Source organism: Flavobacterium sp., assembly GCF_965277525.1.
Taxonomy (GTDB): Bacteria; Bacteroidota; Bacteroidia; order Flavobacteriales; family Flavobacteriaceae; genus Flavobacterium.
In genome coordinates, this window is the sequence record NZ_CBDIDC010000009.1 from 72,428 (window position 1) to 95,864 (window position 23,437).

21 protein-coding genes are annotated in these 23,437 nt (G+C 35.3%); 17 read left to right on the top strand and 4 right to left on the bottom strand.

The window, feature by feature from the left end; genetic code table 11:
- Positions 1–31: 31 nt before the first annotated feature.
- Entirely contained in the window at positions 32–1,561 is a 1,530-nt protein-coding gene (gene guaA, locus ACQY44_RS17420) for a glutamine-hydrolyzing GMP synthase (protein ID WP_428231571.1), read from the bottom strand.
- A gap of 234 nt (positions 1,562–1,795) precedes the next feature.
- Between guaA and ACQY44_RS17425 the strand changes: the two genes are divergently transcribed.
- The 3 genes from ACQY44_RS17425 (at position 1,796) to ACQY44_RS17435 (ending at position 5,778) form a co-directional block, all read left to right on the top strand.
- Entirely contained in the window at positions 1,796–2,323 is a 528-nt protein-coding gene (locus ACQY44_RS17425; RefSeq protein ID WP_428231572.1) for a hypothetical protein, read from the top strand.
- Between the two features lie 283 nt (positions 2,324–2,606).
- A complete protein-coding gene (locus ACQY44_RS17430) occupies positions 2,607–4,343 on the top strand; it encodes a thiamine pyrophosphate-dependent enzyme (RefSeq protein WP_428231573.1) in 1,737 nt (578 codons plus the stop codon).
- A gap of 175 nt (positions 4,344–4,518) precedes the next feature.
- A complete protein-coding gene (locus ACQY44_RS17435) occupies positions 4,519–5,778 on the top strand; it encodes an MFS transporter (RefSeq protein ID WP_428231574.1) in 1,260 nt (419 codons plus the stop codon).
- 105 nt (positions 5,779–5,883) lie between these two features.
- On the opposite strand, the gene ACQY44_RS17440 is transcribed toward ACQY44_RS17435, so the two are convergent.
- Positions 5,884–6,600 carry a hypothetical protein gene (locus ACQY44_RS17440; RefSeq protein WP_428231575.1) on the bottom strand — a complete coding sequence of 239 codons (717 nt, stop codon included), beginning with the start codon at positions 6,598–6,600 and terminating at the stop codon, positions 5,884–5,886.
- Positions 6,601–6,917: 317 nt separating this feature from the next.
- Here ACQY44_RS17440 and ACQY44_RS17445 point away from each other — a divergent pair, with 317 nt between their 5' ends.
- From ACQY44_RS17445 to ACQY44_RS17510, 14 genes are all read left to right on the top strand, one after another.
- Positions 6,918–7,838 (top strand): DnaJ C-terminal domain-containing protein, encoded by a 921-nt coding sequence (locus ACQY44_RS17445; RefSeq protein WP_428231576.1) that lies wholly within the window; start codon positions 6,918–6,920, stop codon positions 7,836–7,838.
- The gene (locus ACQY44_RS17450; protein WP_428231577.1) at positions 7,831–8,136 is read left to right on the top strand and encodes a chaperone modulator CbpM; all 306 of its coding nucleotides are present in this window, start codon (positions 7,831–7,833) and stop codon (positions 8,134–8,136) included. The genes ACQY44_RS17445 and ACQY44_RS17450 overlap by 8 nt, the downstream gene beginning before the upstream one ends.
- Positions 8,137–8,507: 371 nt before the next feature.
- A complete protein-coding gene (locus ACQY44_RS17455; protein WP_428231578.1) occupies positions 8,508–8,891 on the top strand; it encodes a RidA family protein in 384 nt (127 codons plus the stop codon).
- Between the two features lie 151 nt (positions 8,892–9,042).
- Entirely contained in the window at positions 9,043–10,284 is a 1,242-nt protein-coding gene (locus ACQY44_RS17460) for a voltage-gated chloride channel family protein (protein WP_428231579.1), read from the top strand.
- 374 nt (positions 10,285–10,658) lie between these two features.
- Positions 10,659–11,663, top strand: coding sequence for a DHH family phosphoesterase (locus tag ACQY44_RS17465; RefSeq protein ID WP_428231580.1), 1,005 nt, complete (start codon positions 10,659–10,661; stop codon positions 11,661–11,663).
- 6 nt (positions 11,664–11,669) lie between these two features.
- A complete protein-coding gene (gene gldI, locus ACQY44_RS17470; RefSeq protein ID WP_428231581.1) occupies positions 11,670–12,326 on the top strand; it encodes a gliding motility-associated peptidyl-prolyl isomerase GldI in 657 nt (218 codons plus the stop codon).
- A gap of 15 nt (positions 12,327–12,341) precedes the next feature.
- Positions 12,342–13,421 carry a peptidylprolyl isomerase gene (locus ACQY44_RS17475; RefSeq protein ID WP_428231582.1) on the top strand — a complete coding sequence of 360 codons (1,080 nt, stop codon included), beginning with the start codon at positions 12,342–12,344 and terminating at the stop codon, positions 13,419–13,421.
- Positions 13,422–13,463: 42 nt separating this feature from the next.
- Positions 13,464–14,606: a peptidylprolyl isomerase gene (locus ACQY44_RS17480; protein ID WP_428231583.1), complete on the top strand. Its 1,143-nt coding sequence runs from the start codon at positions 13,464–13,466 to the stop codon at positions 14,604–14,606.
- A 210-nt stretch (positions 14,607–14,816) separates the two neighbouring features.
- Positions 14,817–15,713 carry an EamA family transporter gene (locus ACQY44_RS17485; protein ID WP_428231584.1) on the top strand — a complete coding sequence of 299 codons (897 nt, stop codon included), beginning with the start codon at positions 14,817–14,819 and terminating at the stop codon, positions 15,711–15,713.
- A gap of 87 nt (positions 15,714–15,800) precedes the next feature.
- Positions 15,801–16,157, top strand: a complete 357-nt coding sequence (locus tag ACQY44_RS17490; protein WP_428231585.1) for a DoxX family protein — start codon at positions 15,801–15,803, stop codon at positions 16,155–16,157.
- 30 nt (positions 16,158–16,187) lie between these two features.
- Positions 16,188–16,895 (top strand): aquaporin Z, encoded by a 708-nt coding sequence (gene aqpZ / locus ACQY44_RS17495; protein ID WP_428231586.1) that lies wholly within the window; start codon positions 16,188–16,190, stop codon positions 16,893–16,895.
- A 139-nt stretch (positions 16,896–17,034) separates the two neighbouring features.
- Positions 17,035–17,862, top strand: a complete 828-nt coding sequence (locus ACQY44_RS17500) for a sterol desaturase family protein (RefSeq protein ID WP_428231587.1) — start codon at positions 17,035–17,037, stop codon at positions 17,860–17,862.
- Between the two features lie 120 nt (positions 17,863–17,982).
- Positions 17,983–18,261 carry a DUF2805 domain-containing protein gene (locus ACQY44_RS17505; RefSeq protein ID WP_055098339.1) on the top strand — a complete coding sequence of 93 codons (279 nt, stop codon included), beginning with the start codon at positions 17,983–17,985 and terminating at the stop codon, positions 18,259–18,261.
- Positions 18,262–18,360: 99 nt separating this feature from the next.
- Entirely contained in the window at positions 18,361–20,220 is a 1,860-nt protein-coding gene (locus tag ACQY44_RS17510) for a peptidase M61 (protein WP_428231588.1), read from the top strand.
- Between the two features lie 101 nt (positions 20,221–20,321).
- Here the strand turns inward: ACQY44_RS17510 and ACQY44_RS17515 are convergent, their stop codons facing one another.
- Together ACQY44_RS17515 and ACQY44_RS17520 are read right to left on the bottom strand one after the other, a co-directional pair.
- On the bottom strand, positions 20,322–20,765 hold the full coding sequence (locus tag ACQY44_RS17515; protein WP_428231589.1) for a hypothetical protein: 444 nt from the start codon (positions 20,763–20,765) through the stop codon (positions 20,322–20,324).
- 250 nt (positions 20,766–21,015) lie between these two features.
- A complete protein-coding gene (locus tag ACQY44_RS17520) occupies positions 21,016–23,343 on the bottom strand; it encodes a GH92 family glycosyl hydrolase (protein WP_428231590.1) in 2,328 nt (775 codons plus the stop codon).
- Between the last annotated feature and the right edge of the window lie 94 nt (positions 23,344–23,437).

Below are 23,437 nucleotides of genomic sequence, written 5' to 3' on the forward strand. Positions count from 1 at the left end.
AAATGTAACGCCTTAATTTTAATTCATAGTATTATTCCCACTCAATTGTTGCCGGTGGTTTTGAACTTATATCATAAACGACTCTGTTTACTCCTTTTACCTTATTAATGATGTCATTAGACACTTTCATCAGGAAATCGTAAGGCAAATGAACCCAGTCAGCAGTCATACCGTCTGTTGATTCTACAGCTCTAAGCGCTACTACTTTTTCGTAAGTACGCTCATCGCCCATTACACCAACACTGTTTACCGGAAGCAAGATTGCTCCAGCCTGCCAAACTTTGTCGTATAATCCCCAGGATTTTAAACCGTCGATAAAAACAGCATCAACATCTTGTAAAATCTGAACTTTCTCCGGAGTAATATCTCCTAAGATTCTGATGGATAATCCTGGTCCCGGGAAAGGGTGTCTTCCTAACAACTCAGGATCTATTCCTAAAGTAGCACCAACTCTTCGAACTTCGTCTTTAAACAACATTCTAAGTGGCTCTACAATTTTTAATTTCATATAATCCGGCAATCCCCCCACATTATGGTGCGATTTAATCGTTGCCGATGGTCCTTTTACAGATACTGATTCGATGACGTCAGGATAAATAGTTCCTTGTGCCAACCATTTTACGTCTTCGATCAGGTGAGATTCATCGTCAAAAACTTCGATAAATACACGGCCAATTGTTTTACGTTTGGTTTCAGGATCACTAATTCCGGCCAATTCGCTCAGGAAACGATCTCCGGCGTCTACTCCTTTTACGTTTAATCCCATTCCTTTGTACTGATCCAATACATTTTGGAATTCGTTTTTACGAAGTAAACCGTTATTTACGAAAATACAATATAAGTTTTTACCAATTGCCTGGTGTAATAAAACTGCTGCTACAGTAGAATCTACTCCGCCTGACAATCCTAAAACAACTTTATCGTCTCCTAATTTCTCTTTTAATTCTCCCACCATTTCTTCTACGAAAGCATTTGGTGTAAAATTTTGAGGGACTTCGGCAATATCTACTAGAAAGTTTTTCAGCATTTTTGATCCATCAGTAGAATGGAATACTTCAGGGTGGTACTGAATAGCATAAGTAGTTTCGCCTTCAATTTTATATGCAGCAAATTCTACATCATGAGTACTTGCTAATTTTATTGCATTGGTTGGTAAAGCCTTGATACTGTCGCTATGACTCATCCAGACCTGACTGTTTTCTGAAACTCCGTTAAAGAAAGTTTCACCTTCTTTAATATAAGACAAATTAGCCCTGCCATATTCTCTGGTATTCGAAGCCGCTACTTCTCCCCCACTAAAGTGAGCCAGGTATTGTGCTCCGTAACAAACTGCCAACATAGGTAGTTTGCCTCTAATTTGAGATAAATCAGGATGCGGAGCGTCTTCTGCACGAACAGAAAATGGGCTTCCTCCTAAAATTACGGCTTTATAAGGTGATAAATCACTAGGAAAGTGATTGTAAGGGAAAATTTCGCAGAATATATTTAATTCGCGAACTCTACGCGCAATAAGCTGAGTATATTGCGATCCGAAATCTAAAATAAGTACGTTGTGTTGCATGCGCAAAAATACTTTTTATATTCGAATTTGAAAAATCGGAACAATGAAAAAATAATATTTTTTTTCATTGTTCCGATTTTAGGTACAAAGGTTCAAAGTGACAAAGGTTCAGAGTTTTTAAAAATCCGCATTTTTATTACTCGTTTTCTATGTTCCTTTGAGCCTTTGCTACTTTGAACCTTAAAGAAAAATCCAAATTAGACAAAACATCGTATTTTAAAAAAAACCATACTTATGAAATCAAAATTAATTATCCTTGCGCTTTTATTGTCTTTATTTTTAAATTCTTGCAGTACCGTTGATGACTTATTAAGTTTTAATATTTCCAACTCAACTTCAATTAAAATTCAAAGCACTTCTCCTATCAATTTACCTTTAGAAATTATTACGCCCGATATAACAACAAATTCTTCGGCTGAATTTCAAAACAATAAAACCAAGGCGAGTTTGGTTAAAGATGTCAAAATAAAATCGCTTAAATTATCGGTCTCTGATCCGTCAGATAAAACATTTACGTTTTTAAAATCGGTACATTTATACATCTCAACAACAGATTCTGACGAAATAGAACTGGCTTATCAGGATAATATCAATTCAAGCGTTAATACAATTGACTTAATTTGTACCGATGCCCGATTAGATCAATACATTAAAGCTGATAAATATAAAATCAGAACAAAAGTTACTTTAAAAGAAACCCTTACCAAAGATGTAACGGTAAAAGCAGATATGAAGTTTAGAGTTACTGCGGATCCATTTTAGAAGAAAGATTCAAAGTTACAGAGGAACAAAGGTTCAGAGGTTTGAAAGCTTAATCGCATTCTACTTCTGAACCTTTCCTAATTTTGGCCCCTAAAGAAAAAACTCTGTTTCTTTGAAACCTTTGTCGCTTTGCACCTCAAAAAAACCATTTCTTTTCCTTAAATTTATAAAACCATACCAGAATCACTTTTACATCATAACCAGTGTATATTAAAATCTAATTAAGAAAGTAAACCATAACCAATGTTTGTGCTTTCTAAATATTAATTTAAAAATATAATCCATGAGTAAAATAGTTGCAGAACAATTAGTTGACATGTTGGTAGAAGCTGGAGTAAAACGTGTTTACGCAGTTACCGGTGATAGTTTAAATCATTTTAATGATGCGATACGCAGAAACGGAAAAATAAAATGGATTCATGTTCGCCATGAAGAAGTGGGTGCTTATGCGGCGGCGGCTGAAGCCGAGTTAGATGGTTTTGCAGTTTGCGCCGGAAGTTGCGGTCCCGGACACGTCCACCTAATCAATGGTTTGTATGATGCACATCGTTCGCATGTGCCTTTGTTAGCCATTGCCTCCACAATAAACACAAGCGAGATGGGCATGGATTATTTCCAGGAAACCAATACAATCAAATTGTTTGACGACTGCAGTTGTTACAATCAAATGATTATGACTGCCGAACAAGCACCCCGAATTATACAAACTGCCATACAACATGCCCTGGGCAAAAAAGGAGTTGCCGTTATTGGCTTACCCGGTGATGTTTCTGAATTAAAAGCTGTTGAAAGCAATATCTCAACACAATTTTTTCATTGTAATCCTGTTATCCGACCTTCTGATGCTGAATTACAGCATTTAGCACAAGCCATAAACGAAAGCACGAAAATAACTTTGTTTTGTGGAATTGGAGCTGAAAAAGCACACGATCAGGTGGTACAATTATCCCATCATATCAAGGCTCCTGTAGGCTATTCTTTCCGGGGAAAAATGAGTATTCAACCCAATAATCCCAATGAAATAGGGATGACAGGTTTACTTGGTCAGCCTTCTGCTTATCACAGTATGCATGAGTCGCACTTAGTATTGTTATTAGGAACCGACTTTCCTTATGATAAATTCATGCCTACCGATAATAAGATCATTCAAATCGACACCAGTACTGAACGTTTAGGAAGAAGGGCCAATCTTTATATGGGATTATGCGGTGATATAGGTGATACTATAGAAGCTCTACTACCTTTATTGGAAACCAAAACAGATGATAGTTTTTTAGAGGCACAACTTAAATTTTACGACAGTGTAAAAGAAAACATGAACATCTATATTAATGATAATGGTGGCGAAGACACGATTCAGCCTGAATATGTTGCGCATATTATCGATAAATTAGCTACGAAAGATGCCATTTTTACGGTAGATACCGGAATGACTTGTGTTTGGGGAGCCCGTTTTATAAAAGGTACCGGAGAACGAAAAATGCTGGGTTCATTTAATCACGGATCAATGGCCAATGCAATGCCAATGGCTATCGGAGCAGCCCTCGCACATCCTGAAAGACAAGTGATTGCCATGTGTGGCGATGGTGGTTTATCTATGTTACTCGGCGATTTGGCAACCATTCATCAATATAATATTCCCATTAAAATTATTGTTTTTAATAATCGTGCTTTGGGAATGGTAAAACTGGAAATGGAAGTTGGCGGCCTGCCCGATAACGAAACGAATATGGTTAATCCTGACTTTGGGCTGATTGCTCAGGCAATGGGTTTTCAGGGGGTAAATGTTCACAAACCCGAAGAAGTTCAGGGAGCAATTGAAAATGCATTCCTGCATAATGGTCCTGTTTTACTAAATATCTTTACGAATCCAAATGCGCTGGCAATGCCCCCAAAAGTAGAATGGGAACAAGTTGTGGGTATGGCAAAATCAATGACCCGATTAATGCTTGGCGGTAAAATGGATGAAGTTTTCGATACCATTAAATCCAATTACAAACACTTAAAAGAAGGCATTTAACTGGTTTTTAGACACCCTTACAAACACGAATTTCACTAATTCCAACTAATTCTTAGTGAAATTAACCTACAGACAAAATCTAAATATTAAGATGGTGGAAATTTGTGAAATTCGTGTTCAAAATTGATTCTTACCAAAACACGGTAACATCTACCTTAAATTAAAAATAACCTTTATGGATATCAATACTACTAAATCATATACCAAATATTACGTCATTGCATGGGTATTTGGTTTGATTTTCTATTTTTTAGATTATGTAATACGTTCTGCTCCGGCTGTAATGCTTCCGGAGCTTTCTCATAGTTTTTCCGTCAGCGAGATAAGACTGGTAACTATTATCGGAACCTATTATTACACCTATTCTACCTGTAGTTTAATTGCCGGAATTGCTTTGGATCGATTTGGCGCTAAATACTCGCTTTTTGCCGGGGCGCTTATTTTAGGAACAGGCTGTTTGTTGTTTATGGTTTCCAGTCAGTTTACGGGAGTTGTCGGGAGATTATTTCAGGGTGCAGGTTGCGCTTTTGCATTTCCCGGTTGTGTATATCTCGCCAGCAAAGGATTCTCTGCAAAGTCACTGGCAACAGCAATTGGATTTACCCAATGTTTAGGAATGCTGGGAGGCTCAGCAGGACAATTTGTTGTGGGCCCTTTGATTGAGAAGGGAATGGACATTTCTCTCTTCTGGTTATCGATTGGTATTTTTACGATTGTCGTGGCTTTTGGACTTTGGTTCATAACTCCCGCTAACAAAATAGAGCAAAAGACAGAACCTGATCAAAAGAAACAGGGTTTATTAAGCCCTTATAAAATTGTTTTTAGCAATCCGCAATCCTGGTTGTGTGGTATCGTTTCAGGTTTATTATTTGCACCTACTACTATATTTGCCATGACATGGGCGGTGGACTTTTTTCAGAAAGACCGTTCTTTAGACTTTCATACTGCCACAATTTCGAGCGCAATGGTGGCATTTGGCTGGGTATTCGGATGTCCTTTATTAGGATATATCACAGATAAAATCAATAGACGAAAACCAGTTTTAATATTTGGTGCGTTATTTATGATTTTAAGCTTAGTTCAGCTATTATACTTTCCAGATCTGCTTCCTACGAAAATTAGTATGTTTTTATTGGGTGTTGGATCGGGAGCTGCCATGATTCCCTATTCTATAATTAAAGAAGCGAATCCTGATCATGTAAAAGGAAGTGCCACAGGAGCTATTAATTTTATAACTTTTGGAGTGACAACACTTTTAAGTCCCTTATTCAGTCATTTATTTGGTAAAACCCTTGCAAGTAGTCTGGATAAAACGCTTCATTTTCAGCAAGCGGGTTTATTTTGGATTATAGGAATCTCGATTGCTATTGTGATAAGCTTTATGCTAAAGGAAACCGGTGAAGGGCAAAGAAAACTTGTTATTGCAAAAGAGTAAGTAATAAACAGGAAAGAAAAGATAATTTAAACCCATAGAAACATTTATATAAAAGTGATGTTTCTATGGGTTACTTTTTTATGCACAACCAAGTAATTGGGTGTTTTATTCTTCTTTAGTAACTACTATAGAAGCTTTAAAACCTGCTGCAAGATTGTCCCAATAATCATTGGTCACTAATTGTCCTTTATCATCATAGACCTGGATTTCAGCAGTATTGCCTCCCAATGCACCAATATTCAAAGCTTCAAAATCTAATTTATTAAAGCCATTATCCAGCATAATTTTAACATCTTTAAAATTGGCTTCTAAAAATATCTGGTCTTTAATCACTTTATCATTAGACGATACTTTTACCAAATCGCCATCGATGGCACCAAAATCCCTGAGTTTTACAATAAAGTATTTCGATTTTGTTCTAAAATCCCCTAACGAAATATTACGCCTCACCAACTGTCCACGACCTTCTTTTAGCCCGGCATCTTTAAGTGCTTTGTCCAGATCTTTCTCCATTTTAGGCACAAAACGATCTCCCGGATTGGCAAATTCGCTTTCTGTAGACATGGTAAATTTACTTTTCTCAGCTCCTACCTGCAATTGAGATTTGGGTGTAATACTGGTATGATCAAAAACATTAGGCGTTTTAATACTCGGCATGTCCATATTATACGCCTGAGGGTCTTTTACTTCAGGCAATGGTGTCTTTTTGGGTTTTGCACCAAACTTAGGTGCCGGAATACTCTTGAATTTAGTACTAAATTCAGTTTGGGCTGATACGGATACAGCTGTAAAAAATAATATGAAAAATAAAATATGCTTCATTGAAAAAGTATTATCGAATCGGCTTTTATAATTTTTATAAAATCAAGGTATAGCATCACAAAAATAGCATAATTTAGTTTGGCACTACAACTTTAAGACTATTATAACAATATATTAGGCAAATTTTTGGAATCAAAAAACCTGCCAGAAAATAATTATTCAGTTAAAAATAAATTTCAAGCAATAAATCCCAAATTCCAAGCTAACCTACATCATTTTTCACTTTTCTTATCTTAAAAACACTTCATCATTTTGATAATTAGCAACTTATTCCTAACTTCAATATTTTAATTTACCTTTATTAAAAACACAAGCAAATGGACTACATTGACTATTATAAAGCATTAGGAATCACGAAATCAGCTACAGAAGCTGAGATCAAAAAAGCATATCGAAAACTAGCCCGCAAATATCATCCTGATTTGAATCCAAACGATAAAGAAGCGGAGAAAAAATTCAAGGAAATAAATGAAGCGAATGAAGTTTTAAGTAATCCTGAAAATCGTAAAAAATACGATAAATACGGAAAAGACTGGAAACATGCTGATGAGTTCGAAAAAGCAGGCTACGATCCTAACCAACAGCAATATTCAAGACAACAGCAAGGTGGCAATCAGAGTTATTCTGATTTTGGAGGGGATTTCTCCGGAGGTGATTTTTCTGATTTCTTCAATTCTATGTATGGCTCCGCAGGAAGAAGTTCAAGAGGTCAGGCCAAATACAGAGGACAGGATTTTAATGCCGAGTTACAACTAGACTTAGTCTCAGCATACACCACGCACAAACAGAACCTGACTGTAAATGGCAAAAATATCCGAATTACAATTCCTGCCGGTGTCGAAAACGGACAAATTATAAAAATCCCGAATCACGGTGCACCCGGTGCAAACGGCGGACCTAATGGCGACTTGTACATTACTTTTACAATTGAAAACAATTCCGATTTTAAAAGAGAAGGCAATAATTTATACGCTGATGTTGATCTGGATTTGTACACTGCAATTTTAGGGGGAGAAATTTTAGTGAATACCTTTGATGGAAAAGTAAAAGTCAAAGTTCCTGCTGAAACTCAACCCGGAACTAAAGTAAAACTGAAAGGAAAAGGATTTCCGGTCTATAAAAAAGAAAATCAATTTGGAGATTTATACATTACGTATACCTTAAAAATCCCAACAAAATTATCAGCAAAAGAAAAAGAATTATTCCAGGAATTAGCTAAATTAAGAAGTCATGAATAGTAAAAACTTAATTCAAATAAAACAGTTTTGTTTGTATCACGAAATTGAAAATACCTTTATCACAGAGTTACACAATTATGGTTTGGTAGAAATTATTATTCTGGAAGAAGATGAATACTTACAACCGGAACAATTGCCTGCCGTTGAAAAAATGATTCGTCTGCATTATGATCTGAAAATCAATTTAGAAGGTATTGATGCCATCGCCAACTTATTAAACAAAATCGAAGTGTTGCAACAAAGCCTTACAGCTACTCAAAACAAACTTCGCTTATACGAACAATATCAAATTGAATAAGGAAGGTGTTTTTTTGCCACAGATTAAAATGATTGATTTGAAGTATATTTTTTCTGTCACTAATTTCACGAATTACCTGAATTAAATTGTTACAAATTCAGCTTCGCAGAAATCAATTTCATGACCAACGCTAATTAAATTAGTGGAAATTAGTGTAATTCGTGGCAACAATTTCATACAAATAGATAATCCTTAAAATCATTTTAATTTGTGGCAAAAATAAAATCAGCTATTCAAAATATCACAAAAAAGAGTCATTTTACAAAATGATTTCAACTCAATAACACCTTTTCCCATCTGCATATTTTATAAATTGCAGCGAAATTAACTAACCTGAATTTGTCTTAAACAAATTCTATAAAACAGAAGAAATGAAAAGAGAAAACATCTTAACAGGATCACCTTGGGAAGACAAAATGGGATATTGTCGTGCAGTAAGAATTGGCAATATTATTGAAGTTTCAGGAACTGTAGCGATTGTTGACGGTGAAAAAGTAAAAGCCGACGATGCTTACGCTCAAACCTATAACATTCTGGAACGTGTGGAAAAAGTTTTGGAAGATTTGAATGTTGGAATGAAAGATGTCATCAGAACCCGAATTTTTACCACTGATATTTCTACTTTTGAAGAAGTAGCAAGAGCTCACGCTTCATTCTTTAAAGATGTAAAGCCTACAACCGGATTTTATGAAATTAGTAAATTAGTCGCACCTGAATATTTAATCGAAATTGAATTTACGGCTGTAGTACAATAATAAATTTGCCACGAATTACACTAATTTTCACTAATGTTTTTTGCCACAGATTAAAAATATTTAACATGATTTCTTTTTTATTTTTTCCAGTTAAAAAGCTATTAATTCGTAAAAATTAGTGTAATTCGTGGCAAAAAACTTTTCATAATTAATGACCTCTCGAAAACTAAAAAAAATACTTCTCTTAATCTTCAAATGGATCTTCATTTGTCTTTTAACAGGCATCTTTTCCGGATCTGCATCGGCATTTTTTCTAGTTGCTTTAGAATGGGTTACACAATTTAGAATTCAACACGACTGGATCATCTGGTTATTGCCTTTTGGAGGATTATTAGTAGGGTTGAGTTATTATTACTGGGGAGAATCTGTTGTAAAAGGCAATAATTTGTTGCTCGAAGAATACGAAAACCCGAAGAAAGTTATTCCGTTTAAAATGGCTCCTTTGGTACTTTTAGGAACTCTACTTACTCATTTATTTGGAGGTTCTGCCGGTCGTGAAGGCACGGCTGTACAAATGGGAGGCGCAATTGCCGACCAATTTAAAAATCTTTTTAATCTAGATAATGCTGAAAGAAAAATTCTGATTATTCTGGGAATCAGTGCCGGTTTTGCATCGGTTTTTGGAACTCCTTTGGCAGGTGCCATTTTTGCATTGGAAGTTTTGTATTTCAGTAAAATTAATTTCAAAAGTATTATCCTATCTTTTTTGGTCGCTTACGCAGCTTACTTTACGGTAGAATTTTGGCAGGTAAAACACACGCATTACAGCATTCCCGTTGTTCCTGCAATTAGTTTTACAACTTTAATTTACGTTATTATCCTTGGTACTTTATCAGGTTTTGCCGCTTTATTATTCTCGAGAACTACTCATTTTTGGGGTTCTCTTTTTTCAAACATAAAATATCCGCCTTTACGTCCTTTTATTGGGGGAATTGTTCTTGCGATTGCTATTGCAGGTTTTGGTTTGACCAAATTTTCCGGATTAGGCGTTCCTGTAATTGTAGATTCTTTTTCGAATGCCAATCCATGGTACGATTTCTTACTAAAGATTTTGTTCACCGGTTTTACTTTAGGAGCAGGTTTTAAAGGTGGAGAAGTAACTCCGTTATTTTTTGTAGGCGCCACTTTAGGAAGTGCCTTATCATTGATTATTCCGCTACCGATAGCATTTTTAGCCGGTTTAGGATTTGTCGCCGTCTTTTCCGGCGCGACCCACACCCCTATCGCCTGCACGATTATGGGAATAGAACTTTTTGGAATGCAACCCGGAATTTTCATTGCGATTGCTTGTACAATCGCTTACTTTTCTTCAGGTCCCATGGGAATTTACAAATCGCAAATTGTAAAAGGCGCAAAATATAAGTTGTATCAGAGATTAAATTCAAATTTTTAAAATCTAAAAACTTTAAAAATTCCAAGAATAAATTCCAATACTAAACAAGATTTTTTAAAAATAAAAAAAATCCCTGCAAATCCACGTTTTCGCTTTAGCGAATACGTTTCATCGGCGTATTAATTTAATTCCAAAAGTAATTCCCAATTCCAAAAGTAATTCCCAATTCCAAAAGTAATTCCCAATTCCAAACCTACCATTTACAATTCACATTTTACATTTCACATTTCACATTTTACATTTTATATTTTACATTTTACATTTCACATTTTATATTTCACATTTTAGCTCTTACAAATCACCACCAGCATAAAAGTGTGTTAATCTGTAAAATGATTTCAACATTACATTAAAAAAATGTAAATTCGCACACTATGAAAATACAAGATATTCAAGCGATACAATTGTTACTCGCAACCCCAAAGAAAATCGCCATAATTCCGCATAGAGGTCCTGACGGTGATGCTATGGGTTCAACCTTAGGTTTATACCATTTTTTATTAAAAAATAATCATCAGGCAACTGTAATTGCACCAAATGATTTTCCGGATTTTTTAGCCTGGTTACCAGGTTCTGAAACGGTTAAAATCTTTGAAAAAGATACTGAAAACTGCACCAAAATATTAGAAGAAGCAGAGTTGATTTTTACACTCGACTTTAATGCTTTTCATCGCACAGGCGAAATGGAACATACTTTAGCAAAGCTAACGGCTCCCTTTATCATGATTGATCATCATCAAAAACCGGACGATTATGCTGCTTACACGTACTCTGATACTTCATTTGGATCCACTTGCGAAATGGTGTATAACTTCATTTCTTTCTTAGGAAAAAAAGAAGAGATCGACAAAACGATCGCAACCTGCCTTTATACCGGGATATTGACTGATTCAGGTTCATTTCGTTTTCCGGGAACAACAGGAAACACACACAGAATCATTGCCGATTTAATTGATTTGGGAGTGGAGAATACTCAAATTCCAATTTTATTATACGATAACAGTTCTTATAGCCGTTTGCAGTTATTAGGTCGTGCTTTACAGAATATGAAGGTGTTGGAAGCGCATAAAACATCCTATACTTCGCTTACTCAGGCTGAACTAGATTCATTTAATTATGTAAAAGGGGATACTGAAGGCATCGTTAATTACGGATTAAGTATAAAAGGTATCGTTTTTACCGCTATTTTTATCGAAAATAAAGACGAGAAAATCATTAAAATATCCTTCCGTTCACAAGGCGGATTTGACGTCAATCAATTTGCAAGAGATCACTTTAATGGTGGTGGACACAGTAATGCTGCCGGTGGAAGATCAGAAGTTTCAATGGAAGAAACCTTGAAGAAGTTTGAAGATTTAGTAAACAAACTAAAAATATAACCCCATATGAACTACTTAAAAATAAGCATCTATACCCTACTTTTTGCTGTTTTATTGGTAAGCTGTAAACAACACGAAGAAGCAAGAAGACCTATTTCTCAGGCTTCCGGTACTTTTATGAAAAAATCGGCTGATCGAAATAAAAAATTAGTAGCCAATGAAGAGGACGTGATCAAAAAGATTATCAAAAGCAATCCTAAAATAAAATATTACGCTACAAGAAAAGGATACTGGTTTTATTACGACGAACAAAATACAACAGATCCTGCAACACCTAAAAAAGGAGATATTGCTTATTTTAATCTGGAAGTAAAAGACATAAACGGCAAAATTATTTACTCTGAAGCTGATCTTGGTCCACAAACTTATTATGTAGACAAGCAGGATATCATGATGGGATTACGGGATGGTATCAAAATGATGCATAAAAACGAAACGGTTACTTTCTTATTTCCTTCGCATATTGCATACGGATATCATGGAGACAACAAAAAAATAGGCCCTAATGAGTCCTTAATTTGTACTGTTACGCTTCGTAATTTTGTACCTGATCCCACTGCTAAACCTGCACCTGTAGCCGGACAAACTCAAACTACAGCGGCTCCAAAAGCGGTAGTTCCAAAAGCTGTAACTCCCACCAAAAAAGATACAATAAACCCATAAAACAACATTTTAAAAATGAAAAAGAGTATTTTATTATTACTAGCTGTTACCGTTAGCTCATTATATTCTTGTAAGGACGAGCACAGCAACTTACCTGATGGTTTATATGCCGATATTGAAACCAATAAAGGACATGTTATTGTTGAATTAGATTATAAAAAAGCACCTGTAACAGTTGCCAATTTTGTAACCCTGGCAGAAGGTAAAAATGAATTCGTAACCAAGGATTACCTAAAAAACAAACCTTTTTATAACGGATTAAAATTTCATAGAGTAATTGAAGATTTCATGATCCAGACAGGAGATCCTGAAGGAACCGGTTCTGGAGATACCGGGTATAAATTTAAAGACGAAATCACAGATCTAAAATTTGACAAAGGTGGTGTTTTAGCCATGGCCAATAACGGTCCGGGAACCAACAGCAGTCAGTTTTTTATCACACATGTTGAAACTCCGTGGTTAGACGGTAAACATACCATTTTTGGTCATGTTGTAGAAAAAGGACAAGAAGTAGTAAATCAAATCAAGCAAGGTGATACCATTGTTGCCGTAACCATTATTAGAAATGGAGAAGCGGCCAAAAAATTTGATGCTGCAAAAGTATTTCATGATTACTTTTCAGAAATCGCTAAAGAAAAAGGTAAATACGCCGGAGTTCAAAAAGAAAAAGTAGATTACTTTGCCGCTGTAAAACCAAAGACAACTAAAACAAGTTCAGGTTTACAATATTTAATTACAGAAAAAGGAACAGGTAAAAAACCGGCAGCAGGAACTCAATTGTACATTAACTATTCCGGTTTCCTAGAAGACGGAACTTTATTCGACTCCAGTATAGAAGAAGTTAACAAAGCTTTTGGAAAACTTGACGAAGCAAGGGCAGCACAAAAAGGATATCAGCCAATTCCGTTTCAGGCAGGTCGCAAAGACGGTATGATTCCGGGATTTATCGAAGGAATAGAACAACTTTCATTTGGAGATAAAGCGATTCTTTTTATCCCGGCTCACTTAGCTTACGGAGCAACTGGTGCAGGAGGAGTTATCCCGCCAAACGCTAACATCATTTTCGAAATTCAATTATTAGAAAAACCACAATAATTCATATATTAAAAGATTAACATAGACTTAAATTCTGAACACATGAAGTTTAAATTTCTATTTTTATTTTGCCTGGCAGTCGTAAACATCCAGGCTCAGACAAAAAAGCCGGTTGCAAAACCAAAGGCTCCGGCAACTAAAACGGTAACAAAAGTAGCACCTAAGACAGATCCTAACGACGGAATTTTTGCTACTATATCAACTACAAAAGGAGATATCGTGGTTTCTTTAGAATACGAAAAAACTCCCGTAACGGTGGCTAACTTTATTTCGCTGGCAGAAGGAAACAATCCTAATGTTAAAGTAGAAAGACTAAAAGGAAAACCTTTCTACGACGGATTAAAATTTCACAGAGTAATCAATGATTTCATGATTCAGGGTGGAGATCCCGACGGAAATGGTTCTGGAGGTCCCGGATATGCCTTTAAAGACGAATTTGTAGAAGAATTGAAATTTGAAAAAGGTGGTGTTCTGGCTATGGCCAATTCAGGTCCTGCTACAAACGGAAGTCAGTTTTTTATCACGCATAAAGAAACACCGTGGTTAAACGGAAAACATACTATTTTTGGTCATGTAGTTTCCGGAATGGACAATGTAAATAAAATTGTTCAGGATGATATTATGACAAAAATTACAATCACCCGTAAAGGTGAGGCAGCTAAAAAGTTTAATGCGGTAAAAGTTTTAGCTGATGATGTAAAAAAACAAGACGCTAAAAAAGCAGAATCCCAAAAAGTGGTAACACAAAAAGCTGCTTATTTTGCCGCAACTAAGGCAAAAGCGACTACAACTGCATCAGGTTTAAAATATGTTATTACAAAAAAAGGAACGGGTATAAAAGGAGCTGAAGGTTCTAATATCTATTTCCATTATGCTGGATATTTTGAAGATGGAAATCTTTTTGACAGCAGCATGTCAAGTGTAGCAAAAGCTTATGGCAAATACGATGCAAATCGTGATGCCCAAAAAGGATATCAGGCATTTCCTTTTACAGTAGGTAAAAAAGACGGAATGATCCCTGGTTTCATTGAAGCATTAGATATGATGACAGATGGAGAAAAAGCGATATTCTTTCTTCCTTCAAATTTAGCTTATGGAGAAAAAGGTGCCGGAGGTGTGATTCCACCAAACTCAACTTTGATTTTCGAAATCGAAACTTACAAAGAGCAGCCTGTTACAAAATAAAAAAAGTATATCATACTCTTTTAAACCCATCAAAAACATATATTTTTGATGGGTTTTGTTTTTTATGTAATACTGTCAAATTCATAATTTTACAAGATCAATTGCCCCTCAAACCATATTGATAATAATGTTTCTGCTTATTTTCTATTAAATCCTAAACAAAATAGCTTACCTTTGCCGGCTTTAATTTTTTAATCAAAACAAGTTCAGATGTCACAAAACAACGTATTAAAGGGAGTATTTTTAGTAGCAATTGGAGCTACGACTTACGGAATGTTAGCCACTTTTGTAAAAATGGCCTATTCAGAAGGATATACTACCGCCGAAGTAACCACATCTCAATTTATATTAGGAATCATTGGTATTCTAATTATCAATGCTTTCCAGAAAATCAAACATAAAGAAAAAGTTGTAAAAGCAACCAAAAAAAATATCTTCAGTCTGATGCTTGCCGGAACTTCTTTAGGGATGACAAGTTTATTCTATTATTTAGCGGTAAAATACATTCCCGTTTCTATTGGTATCGTTTTATTAATGCAAACTGTTTGGATGGGTGTATTGCTTGAAATGATTTTAGAGAAAAAATTACCTTCAAAACAAAAAGTTATTGCTGTATTTATAGTACTTATTGGTACAGTCCTGGCAACCAATATCATTCATAATGATGTAGATCTGGATTGGCGTGGTCTTGTTTGGGGTATTTTAGCGGCTGCTTCCTTCACCACTACTATGTTTACGGCAAATAGTGTCGCTACTGAAATTTCATCTGCACAAAGAAGCTTGTATATGCTTTTAGGTGGTGCCATAATTGTATTTTCATTTGCAGTAGCCACACAGGTTACTCCTTTTAACTTTGAGATTTTCATGAAATGGGGTATTATATTAGCACTGTTTGGTACTATTATTCCGCCAATGTTAATGACTGCCGGTTTCCCATTAACCGGAATTGGGTTAGGAAGTATCGTTTCTGCACTCGAATTGCCTGTTTCCGTAATGATGGCTTATGTATTATTAGATGAAAAAGTAATTCTGTCTCAATGGGTTGGAATCGTTTTAATCATTCTTGCCATAATTATTATGAATGTAAATTTTAAGCGTAAAAATTAACTTATTTTGAGAAGGATTAAAAAAAAGTCCTTTGTAATGCAATAATTGTTAATTTTTTTATAAATTCGTGATAAACAATCAGATATCATGAATTTACCCTGGCATTTATATTTAATGGCTGTGCTCTATATTATTGCCGGATTAAATCATTTTAGAAATCCCGGAATGTACATCAGAATCATTCCGCCTTTTTTTTCAAACCCCAAATTAATAAATATTTTAAGCGGAGGTGCCGAAATTCTTTTTGGCATACTCTTAATGATCCCGTTTACTATGCATTTTGCTGCATGGGGAATTATAGCACTTTTAATTGCTGTATTTCCCGCGAATCTCTTCATGTATCAAAATAAAAAAGCTGGTTTTGGTTTGCCGAAGTGGATTTTATTTGTACGTTTGCCCCTACAAATCTTTTTGATTTTTTGGGCATACCAATATACCCTTTAACAATCAACTATTAATTAAAATTATTTTATTATGAAAAAATTATTTGCAGAGTTTTTCGGAACTTATTGGCTAGTTTTTGGAGGTTGTGGCAGCGCACTTTTTGCTGCTGGATTTCCAGGATTGGGAATTGGATTTGCAGGAGTTGCGTTAGCTTTTGGTTTAACCGTATTAACTATGGCGTATGCCGTTGGACACATTTCCGGCGGACATTTTAATCCTGCAGTTTCCTTTGGTTTATGGGCCGGAGGAAGATTTCCTGCAAAAGATCTTTTACCTTACATTATCTCACAATGTGTAGGCGCATTAGCTGCCGCAGGCACATTATTTATCATCTGGTCAGGCAAGGCAGGACATGCAATCGACAACACACAGGCAGGAGCTTTTGCTTCAAATGGTTACGGCGCATTCTCTCCTGATGGTTATTCGCTGGCAGCTGCTTTTATAGCTGAATTTGTACTGACTTTCTTTTTCCTGATTATAATTTTGGGAGCAACAGATAAATTTGCAAACGGAAGATTTGCCGGTATCGCAATTGGTTTAGCATTAACTTTAATTCATTTAATCAGTATTCCAATTACTAATACTTCTGTAAACCCTGCAAGATCTTTATCTCAGGCTATTTTTACAGGCGGAGAACCTTTATCTCAAGTTTGGTTATTTTGGGTTGCACCAATATTAGGCGCTATAGTAGCCGGATTTATATACAAAACATTACTGCAAAATCACGACGCAGCATAAGTTTACCGTATAAAATAAAAATCAAAGAGAAAATCAGATCTATTTATATTCGGTTTTCTCTTTTTTATATGCCCATAATCCGGATTAATCTCTTAATCGAAAAACAGATTAAAATTTTATCAATCTAATTTTTAGTTTTATGAATGATATTATAGCCTATTTCAGTACAATTCCGTCTACACATCGAAGTTTAATTCTGGTTGGAGGTATTACTCTTTTTTGGTTGATTGAGAATGCTTTTCCCCTATTCCGGATGCAATATCAAAAATGGCAGCACGCTGGAATCAATTTCTTTTTGACTTTTACTACAATCATTGTCAATTTTGTTTTAGCTTTTATCCTGATTAAAACCGCAAACTGGACAACCTTAAATCATTTTGGAGTACTAAACTGGCTACCTGCAATACCACTTTTGTTGTATACTCTTCTCGGATTGCTTTTATTAGATCTAATTGGAGCCTATTTAGCACATTTTATTCAGCACAAAATAAAATTTTTATGGCGTTTTCATATTATTCATCATACGGATACCTGGATTGATACCACAACTGCTAACAGGCATCATCCCGGCGAAAGTGTGATTCGGTTTCTATTCACGACTCTGGGTGTTTTAATAGTAGGAAGTCCAATGTGGATGGTTTTCTTATATCAGAGCCTGTCTGTTATCTTTTCGCAATTCAATCATGCAAATATTTCTTTGCCCGAAAAATTAGATGCTTTCCTAAGTTATTTCATCATTTCTCCTAATATGCATAAGGTTCACCATCATTATGTTTTACCATACACAGACAGTAATTACGGAAACATTTTTTCAGTTTGGGACCGGTTTTTTGGTACTTTTACTACCTTACCAAAAGAAGAATTAATTTACGGAGTAGACACCCATATGAAGCCGGAAGAAAACAATAAATTGAAAAATCTATTGCAAATTCCGTTTCAAAAATCAAGATCGATAAAAAACAGTTAAAATCATTAAAAAAAAACTCCCTCATCGAACCAACTAATTATTTTTTTTATTAATATTGATACTTAAATTGAAAATCAATCTATTAATCATTAACACCTATTTTGAATTAATTTTCACGTGATGAAAAAGAGTAACCGCAAAGAATTGAATTGGGAACAAACCGAAAAACTTGTTTCGTTAGCCTTAGAAGAAAAAAATCCATTTGAGATCATAAAAAAGGAATTTGGATTGGCAGAAAAAGAAGTTCTGGAAATCATGAAAAAGAAAATGCCACTTGAAAAATTTGAAATGTGGAAAAAGAAGGCTATAGCAAATAAACCAAAACCAAAACCCGTTAAAATAGATGATTTTGATGAAGATTTGGATGGTAAATATTATATAAAAAATAAACTAGACTAAAACAGAACTCCTGAAATTCAGGAGTTTTTTTATATTTTTAATCTCAATGTAACTTTTTTACATTTTATAAGTCAAATACGAATAATTAAACTCAAACAAATGAAAAAAATACTTTATACCCTGGCTCTTACAGTAACTCTCTGGAGCTGTAAAACAGGGAGCTCAACAGGTGCTGCCAAAAGCAATGTCGTAGAGGTGAATATTAATCTTATTGATGTAAAAGACGATAAAGTTTTGGTAACCGTTACCCCTCCGCCAATCAAAACAGACGAAGTAATTTATAGTATCCCAAAAACAGTTCCGGGAACCTATTCTACAGATAACTACGGTAAATATTCTGATGATTTTAAAGCTTTTGATGCTAAAGGAAATGCTTTAACCGTAAAAAGAATTGACGATAATTCATGGTCAATCTCTAAAGCAAAAACACTAAAAAAGATTACCTACTTAGTAGGTGATACCTTTGATACCGAAAAAGGAACCGGATTTGGTAATGACGATGTTTTTTCGCCAGCCGGAACCAACATCAACGCAGGAATCAACTTCATGGTTAACACCCACGGTTTTGTAGGTTATTTTCAGGATAAACTGGATGTGCCGTATAAAGTGACCATCACGCATCCTGACACACTTTGGGGAGCCACTTCAATGACAGATGAAGACGCAAGCAATACGAGCGATGTTTTTACAACACCACGTTATGCCGTTTTAGTCGAAAACCCAATCATGTATTCTAAACCGGATTATACGACATTCAACGTAAACGGAATGGATATTCTGATCGCTGTTTACTCTCCTACCGGAAAATTTACTGCCGAAAGTATTACTCCGGAAATGAAAACCATCATGACAGCGCAAAAAAACTTTTTAGGAAAAGTAAATGCTACTAAAAAATATACTGTGATATTGTACTTATCAAGTATGGCTAAAGATGATGCCCATGGTTTTGGAGCTCTGGAACACCCAACAGCAACTACAGTTGTTTTACCGGAATCTATGCCAAAAGAAAAATTGGTAGAATCGATGAAAGATGTCGTTTCTCACGAGTTTTTCCATATTGTAACACCACTTACTGTGCACTCAAAAGAGATTCAGTTTTTTGATTATAACGCACCCAAAATGTCTGAGCATTTATGGATGTACGAAGGTGTAACGGAATATTTTGCCAATCTTTTCCAAATCAATCAGGGGTTAATTAACGAAGCTGAATTCTATACTCGTATTGCTGATAAAATCGAACAGGCAAAAGGTCTGAATGATACAATGTCGTTTACTGTAATGAGTAAAAATGTACTAGAGCAGCCATATAAAGACCAATACTTAAATGTGTACCAAAAAGGAGCTCTAATTGGTATGTGCATCGATATTATCATTAGAGAAAAAAGCAACGGAGAAAGAGGAATTCTGGATTTAATGCATAAATTATCTGATGAATATGGAGTAGAAAAACCATTTAATGATGATGAGCTTTTTGCTAAAATTACACAGCTTACTTATCCTGAAGTTGGCGAATTTTTGACTAAATATGTTCAGGGGACAACGCCAATTCCTTACGATTTCTATTTAGCAAAAGTAGGTGTAACCAAAGCTTCTGAAAAAGTTCCTGCAGCAATTTTTATCAAAGGACAAACTCCTTATATTGGTGTTGATCCGGCGACTAAAATAATCAGTGTGCGACCAGATGTTGACCTTAATGTATTCTTTACGAACTTAAAGCTTCAGGCAGGTGACGTAATCGTTGCTGTAAACGGTAAAACGTACAATTTAGATAACATTTATGATTTGATTACCGAAAGTGAAAACTGGAAAGAAAATGACCCGATCACTCTTAAAATAAAGCGAGCCGGTACAGAGCAAACCATAAAAGGAACTGTAAAAGTACCATTCGAAGAAAAAGAAACCTTTAAAGCGACTGATGCTTCAAAAGAAAAACTTAAAAATGCATGGTTAAAAGGATAATTTCTTTTAATGAAAACTTAAAAAAAACCGACAAGTGATTGTCGGTTTTTTTGTTTTAGTTTGTCAAAGTTTTAAGCTTTGAAAGTTTTCAAACAATACTTTTACTTCTTCACCGGAAACTTCCAGTCGAACTCGTCTTTACCATTGATAATCGCACCAATTTCAAACTTTACCACTTCGTCAAATTCTGTTTGAAGAATAAACCAATTGTCTTCGTTGAAATAGTTCTCGAAAGTATCAAAAGTTTCCTGAGTATATTTTGTAATATCTTTTGTGGCTAAATCTTTCTTTACATCAGCAATTTTTCTTCCGATTAATTTGAATCCAAAAACTTCCAGATCATTGCTTGACGCTACTAAATAACCTAATTTCAAGTCTTCTTCCTGATAAAATGTCAATCTGATTTTTTGTGCATTGTATACAAAAATCACATTATCGTCTTCATCTACATAATTTTTGTCCGGTTTTCCTAAAGCAGCGGTTACATCATTTTGCTTCATTCCGAAAAGCAATTTATCAATTCCTGATTTTAGATTTATTTTCATATTTACTTTTATTTAAAGTGCAAATTTCGGGAAGTTTTTATAAAATCTATTCATGTTTGAGTATTATTAATTTTTTCACCACGAATTTTACCAATTTTCACGAATTTAATATGGTATTTGTCAGGCTGAACGAAGTCGGAATAAAGAAACCTAACAGGTTTTAAAAACCTGTTAGGTTTACATGTCGATTAAAAAATGAAAGCCTAAAAAACTTAGCAACTTAGTATCTTAGAACCTCAGCCCTTACCTATTAATAATTCTTCTTATTAGGTTTTGAACTCATATAAAAAGTAATTTTTCCGCCATTGATAACATCTGCATGTTTTAGGAAAGGTTTGTCTAACTTTTTACCATTCAATAAAACCTTGCTTACAAACACATTTTTATCTGATTGATTTACAGTTTCTATTTCGAAAGTTTTACCGCTGTCTAAATTAAAAATCCCTTTCTTCACTAGCGGGCTTCCTAAAGCATATTCGTCAGACCCCGGTGCTACAGGGTAAAATCCTAAACTGCTAAAAATATACCAGGCGCTCATTTGCCCAAAATCGTCATTTCCCCCTAAACCGTCGGCACCGTTTCGGTACATTTTTTTCAGGATCATTCTGATTTTATCCTGAGCTTTCCAAGGCGAATTGGTCCAATTGTACAAATACACCACATGATGAGAAGGTTCGTTTCCGTGAACATAATTCCCTATGATGCCTTCTCTGGTAATATCTTCGGTGTTTTCAAAATATTTATCCGGCAAATGCATGCTGAATAAAGAATCCAGACGAATATTAAACTTCTCGTTTCCGCCCATCATTTTGATCATTTCGGCAGGATCCTGCGGAACGTACAAACTATAATTCCATGAATTTCCTTCAATAAATCCTTGTCCGTGGGTATCAAGCGGATCAAATTCTTTTTTGAAAGTGCCATCGTTTAATTTAGGACGCATAAACCCCGTTTTGGCATCATAAACGTTTTTATAATTTTTAGATCTTTCGATGAATTCATTATAAATATCCGTTTTGCCTAACTTTTTTGCTGCCTGAGCAATTGCCCAATCATCGTAAGCATATTCTAAGGTTTTGGAAACTGAAGATCCGTTTTTATCTTCAGGCACATAGCCCATTTTCATGTAATATTCCAGTCCGTCGTAATAAGGTACTTTAGCCGTATTCACACAAGCCTGAAGTGCTTTTTCTCTGTCAAAATTTCCATTGCCTTTTACAATCGCATCCGCAATTACGGAAACGGAATGATACCCAATCATGCACCAGTTCTCATTGGCATAATGCGACCAGATCGGCAGCATTTTATGCACACTTTGGTCTGAATGTGCCAACATTGAACTGATCATATCTGAATTTCGGGCGGGCTGAACCAAATTGAATAAAGGATGCAAAGCCCTGTAAGTATCCCATAGCGAATAACTGGTGTAATTTTTAAAGTTCTCTGCTTTATGAACATTCATATCCAGACCTTTATAGTTTCCGTCTAAATCCATGTATTCTGTTGGGCCTAAAAAGGCATGGTACATTGAAGTATAAAAATTGACTAAATCTTCTTTTTGAATGGTTTCAACCTGAATTTTATTCAATTCGTTATTCCAAGTTTCCTGACTTTGTTTTTTTACTTTTTCGAAATCCCAATCCGGAACTTCTTTCTTCATATTCTCCAATGCTCCGGCTGAACTTACAGGAGATAAAGCCATTTTTATTTTGATCTTCTCGCCTTCTTCGGTATTAAAGTCAAAAAACAATTTTAGGTTCTGACCCGCCATTTCAGGAAAATTTTTGGTTTGATCAAATCTTCCCCAAAAACCTTTGTATACACTTTTTTCCTGCGCCGCTTGTCCGTAGCTTTTGATTGGTTTACTAAAAGACATCGCAAAATAAACCGTTCTGGTCCTCGCCCAACCATTCGTCTGGCGATATCCTGTAATCAAAGTATCGTTCTCAATACGAACAAATGTCCAGACGTTCTTTTTATCGTAATTGTAAATTCCGGAAGTCAAATCGAGAATAATATGCGCTTCGTCTGACTTTGGAAACGTATATTGATGCATTCCAACTCGCGTTGTTGCAGTAAGTTCTGCCTTAATCTTATGATCTTCCAGAAGTACGCTATAATAGGCGGGTTCCGCTTTTTCTGTCGTATGAGAAAAGGCCGATCGATAACCCGATAATGGTTTTGAAGCAACTCCGGGATTCAGTTGTAATTTTCCTGTTGTAGGCATGATTAAAAAATCACCTAAATCAGAATGTCCTGTTCCACTAAAATGCGTGTGGCTAAACCCCACAATCGTTTTGTCTTCGTATTGATATCCTGCACAATATTTATAAACATCACCATTGTATCTGCCATTTAGGCTGTAAGCAATTGTATCGGTTTCCGGACTTAATTGCACACTCCCAAACGGAACTGTTGCTCCGGGATAGGCATGCCCCATTTTAGCCGTACCAATCATCGGATCAACGTACTGAATCAGGTTTCGCTTTTCTATTGTTTTTTTCTGAGCATTTGCTGTAGAACTAAGTACTAAAAATGATAATCCAAAAAGTAAATTTTTACAATTTATTCTATTCATCAGGTTATTTTTTAAAATCAATATTTTGTATATAAAACGGTAAACAGCATTTACTAAAACGATTTACCAATACTTTCAGGTTAGAAAATTACAA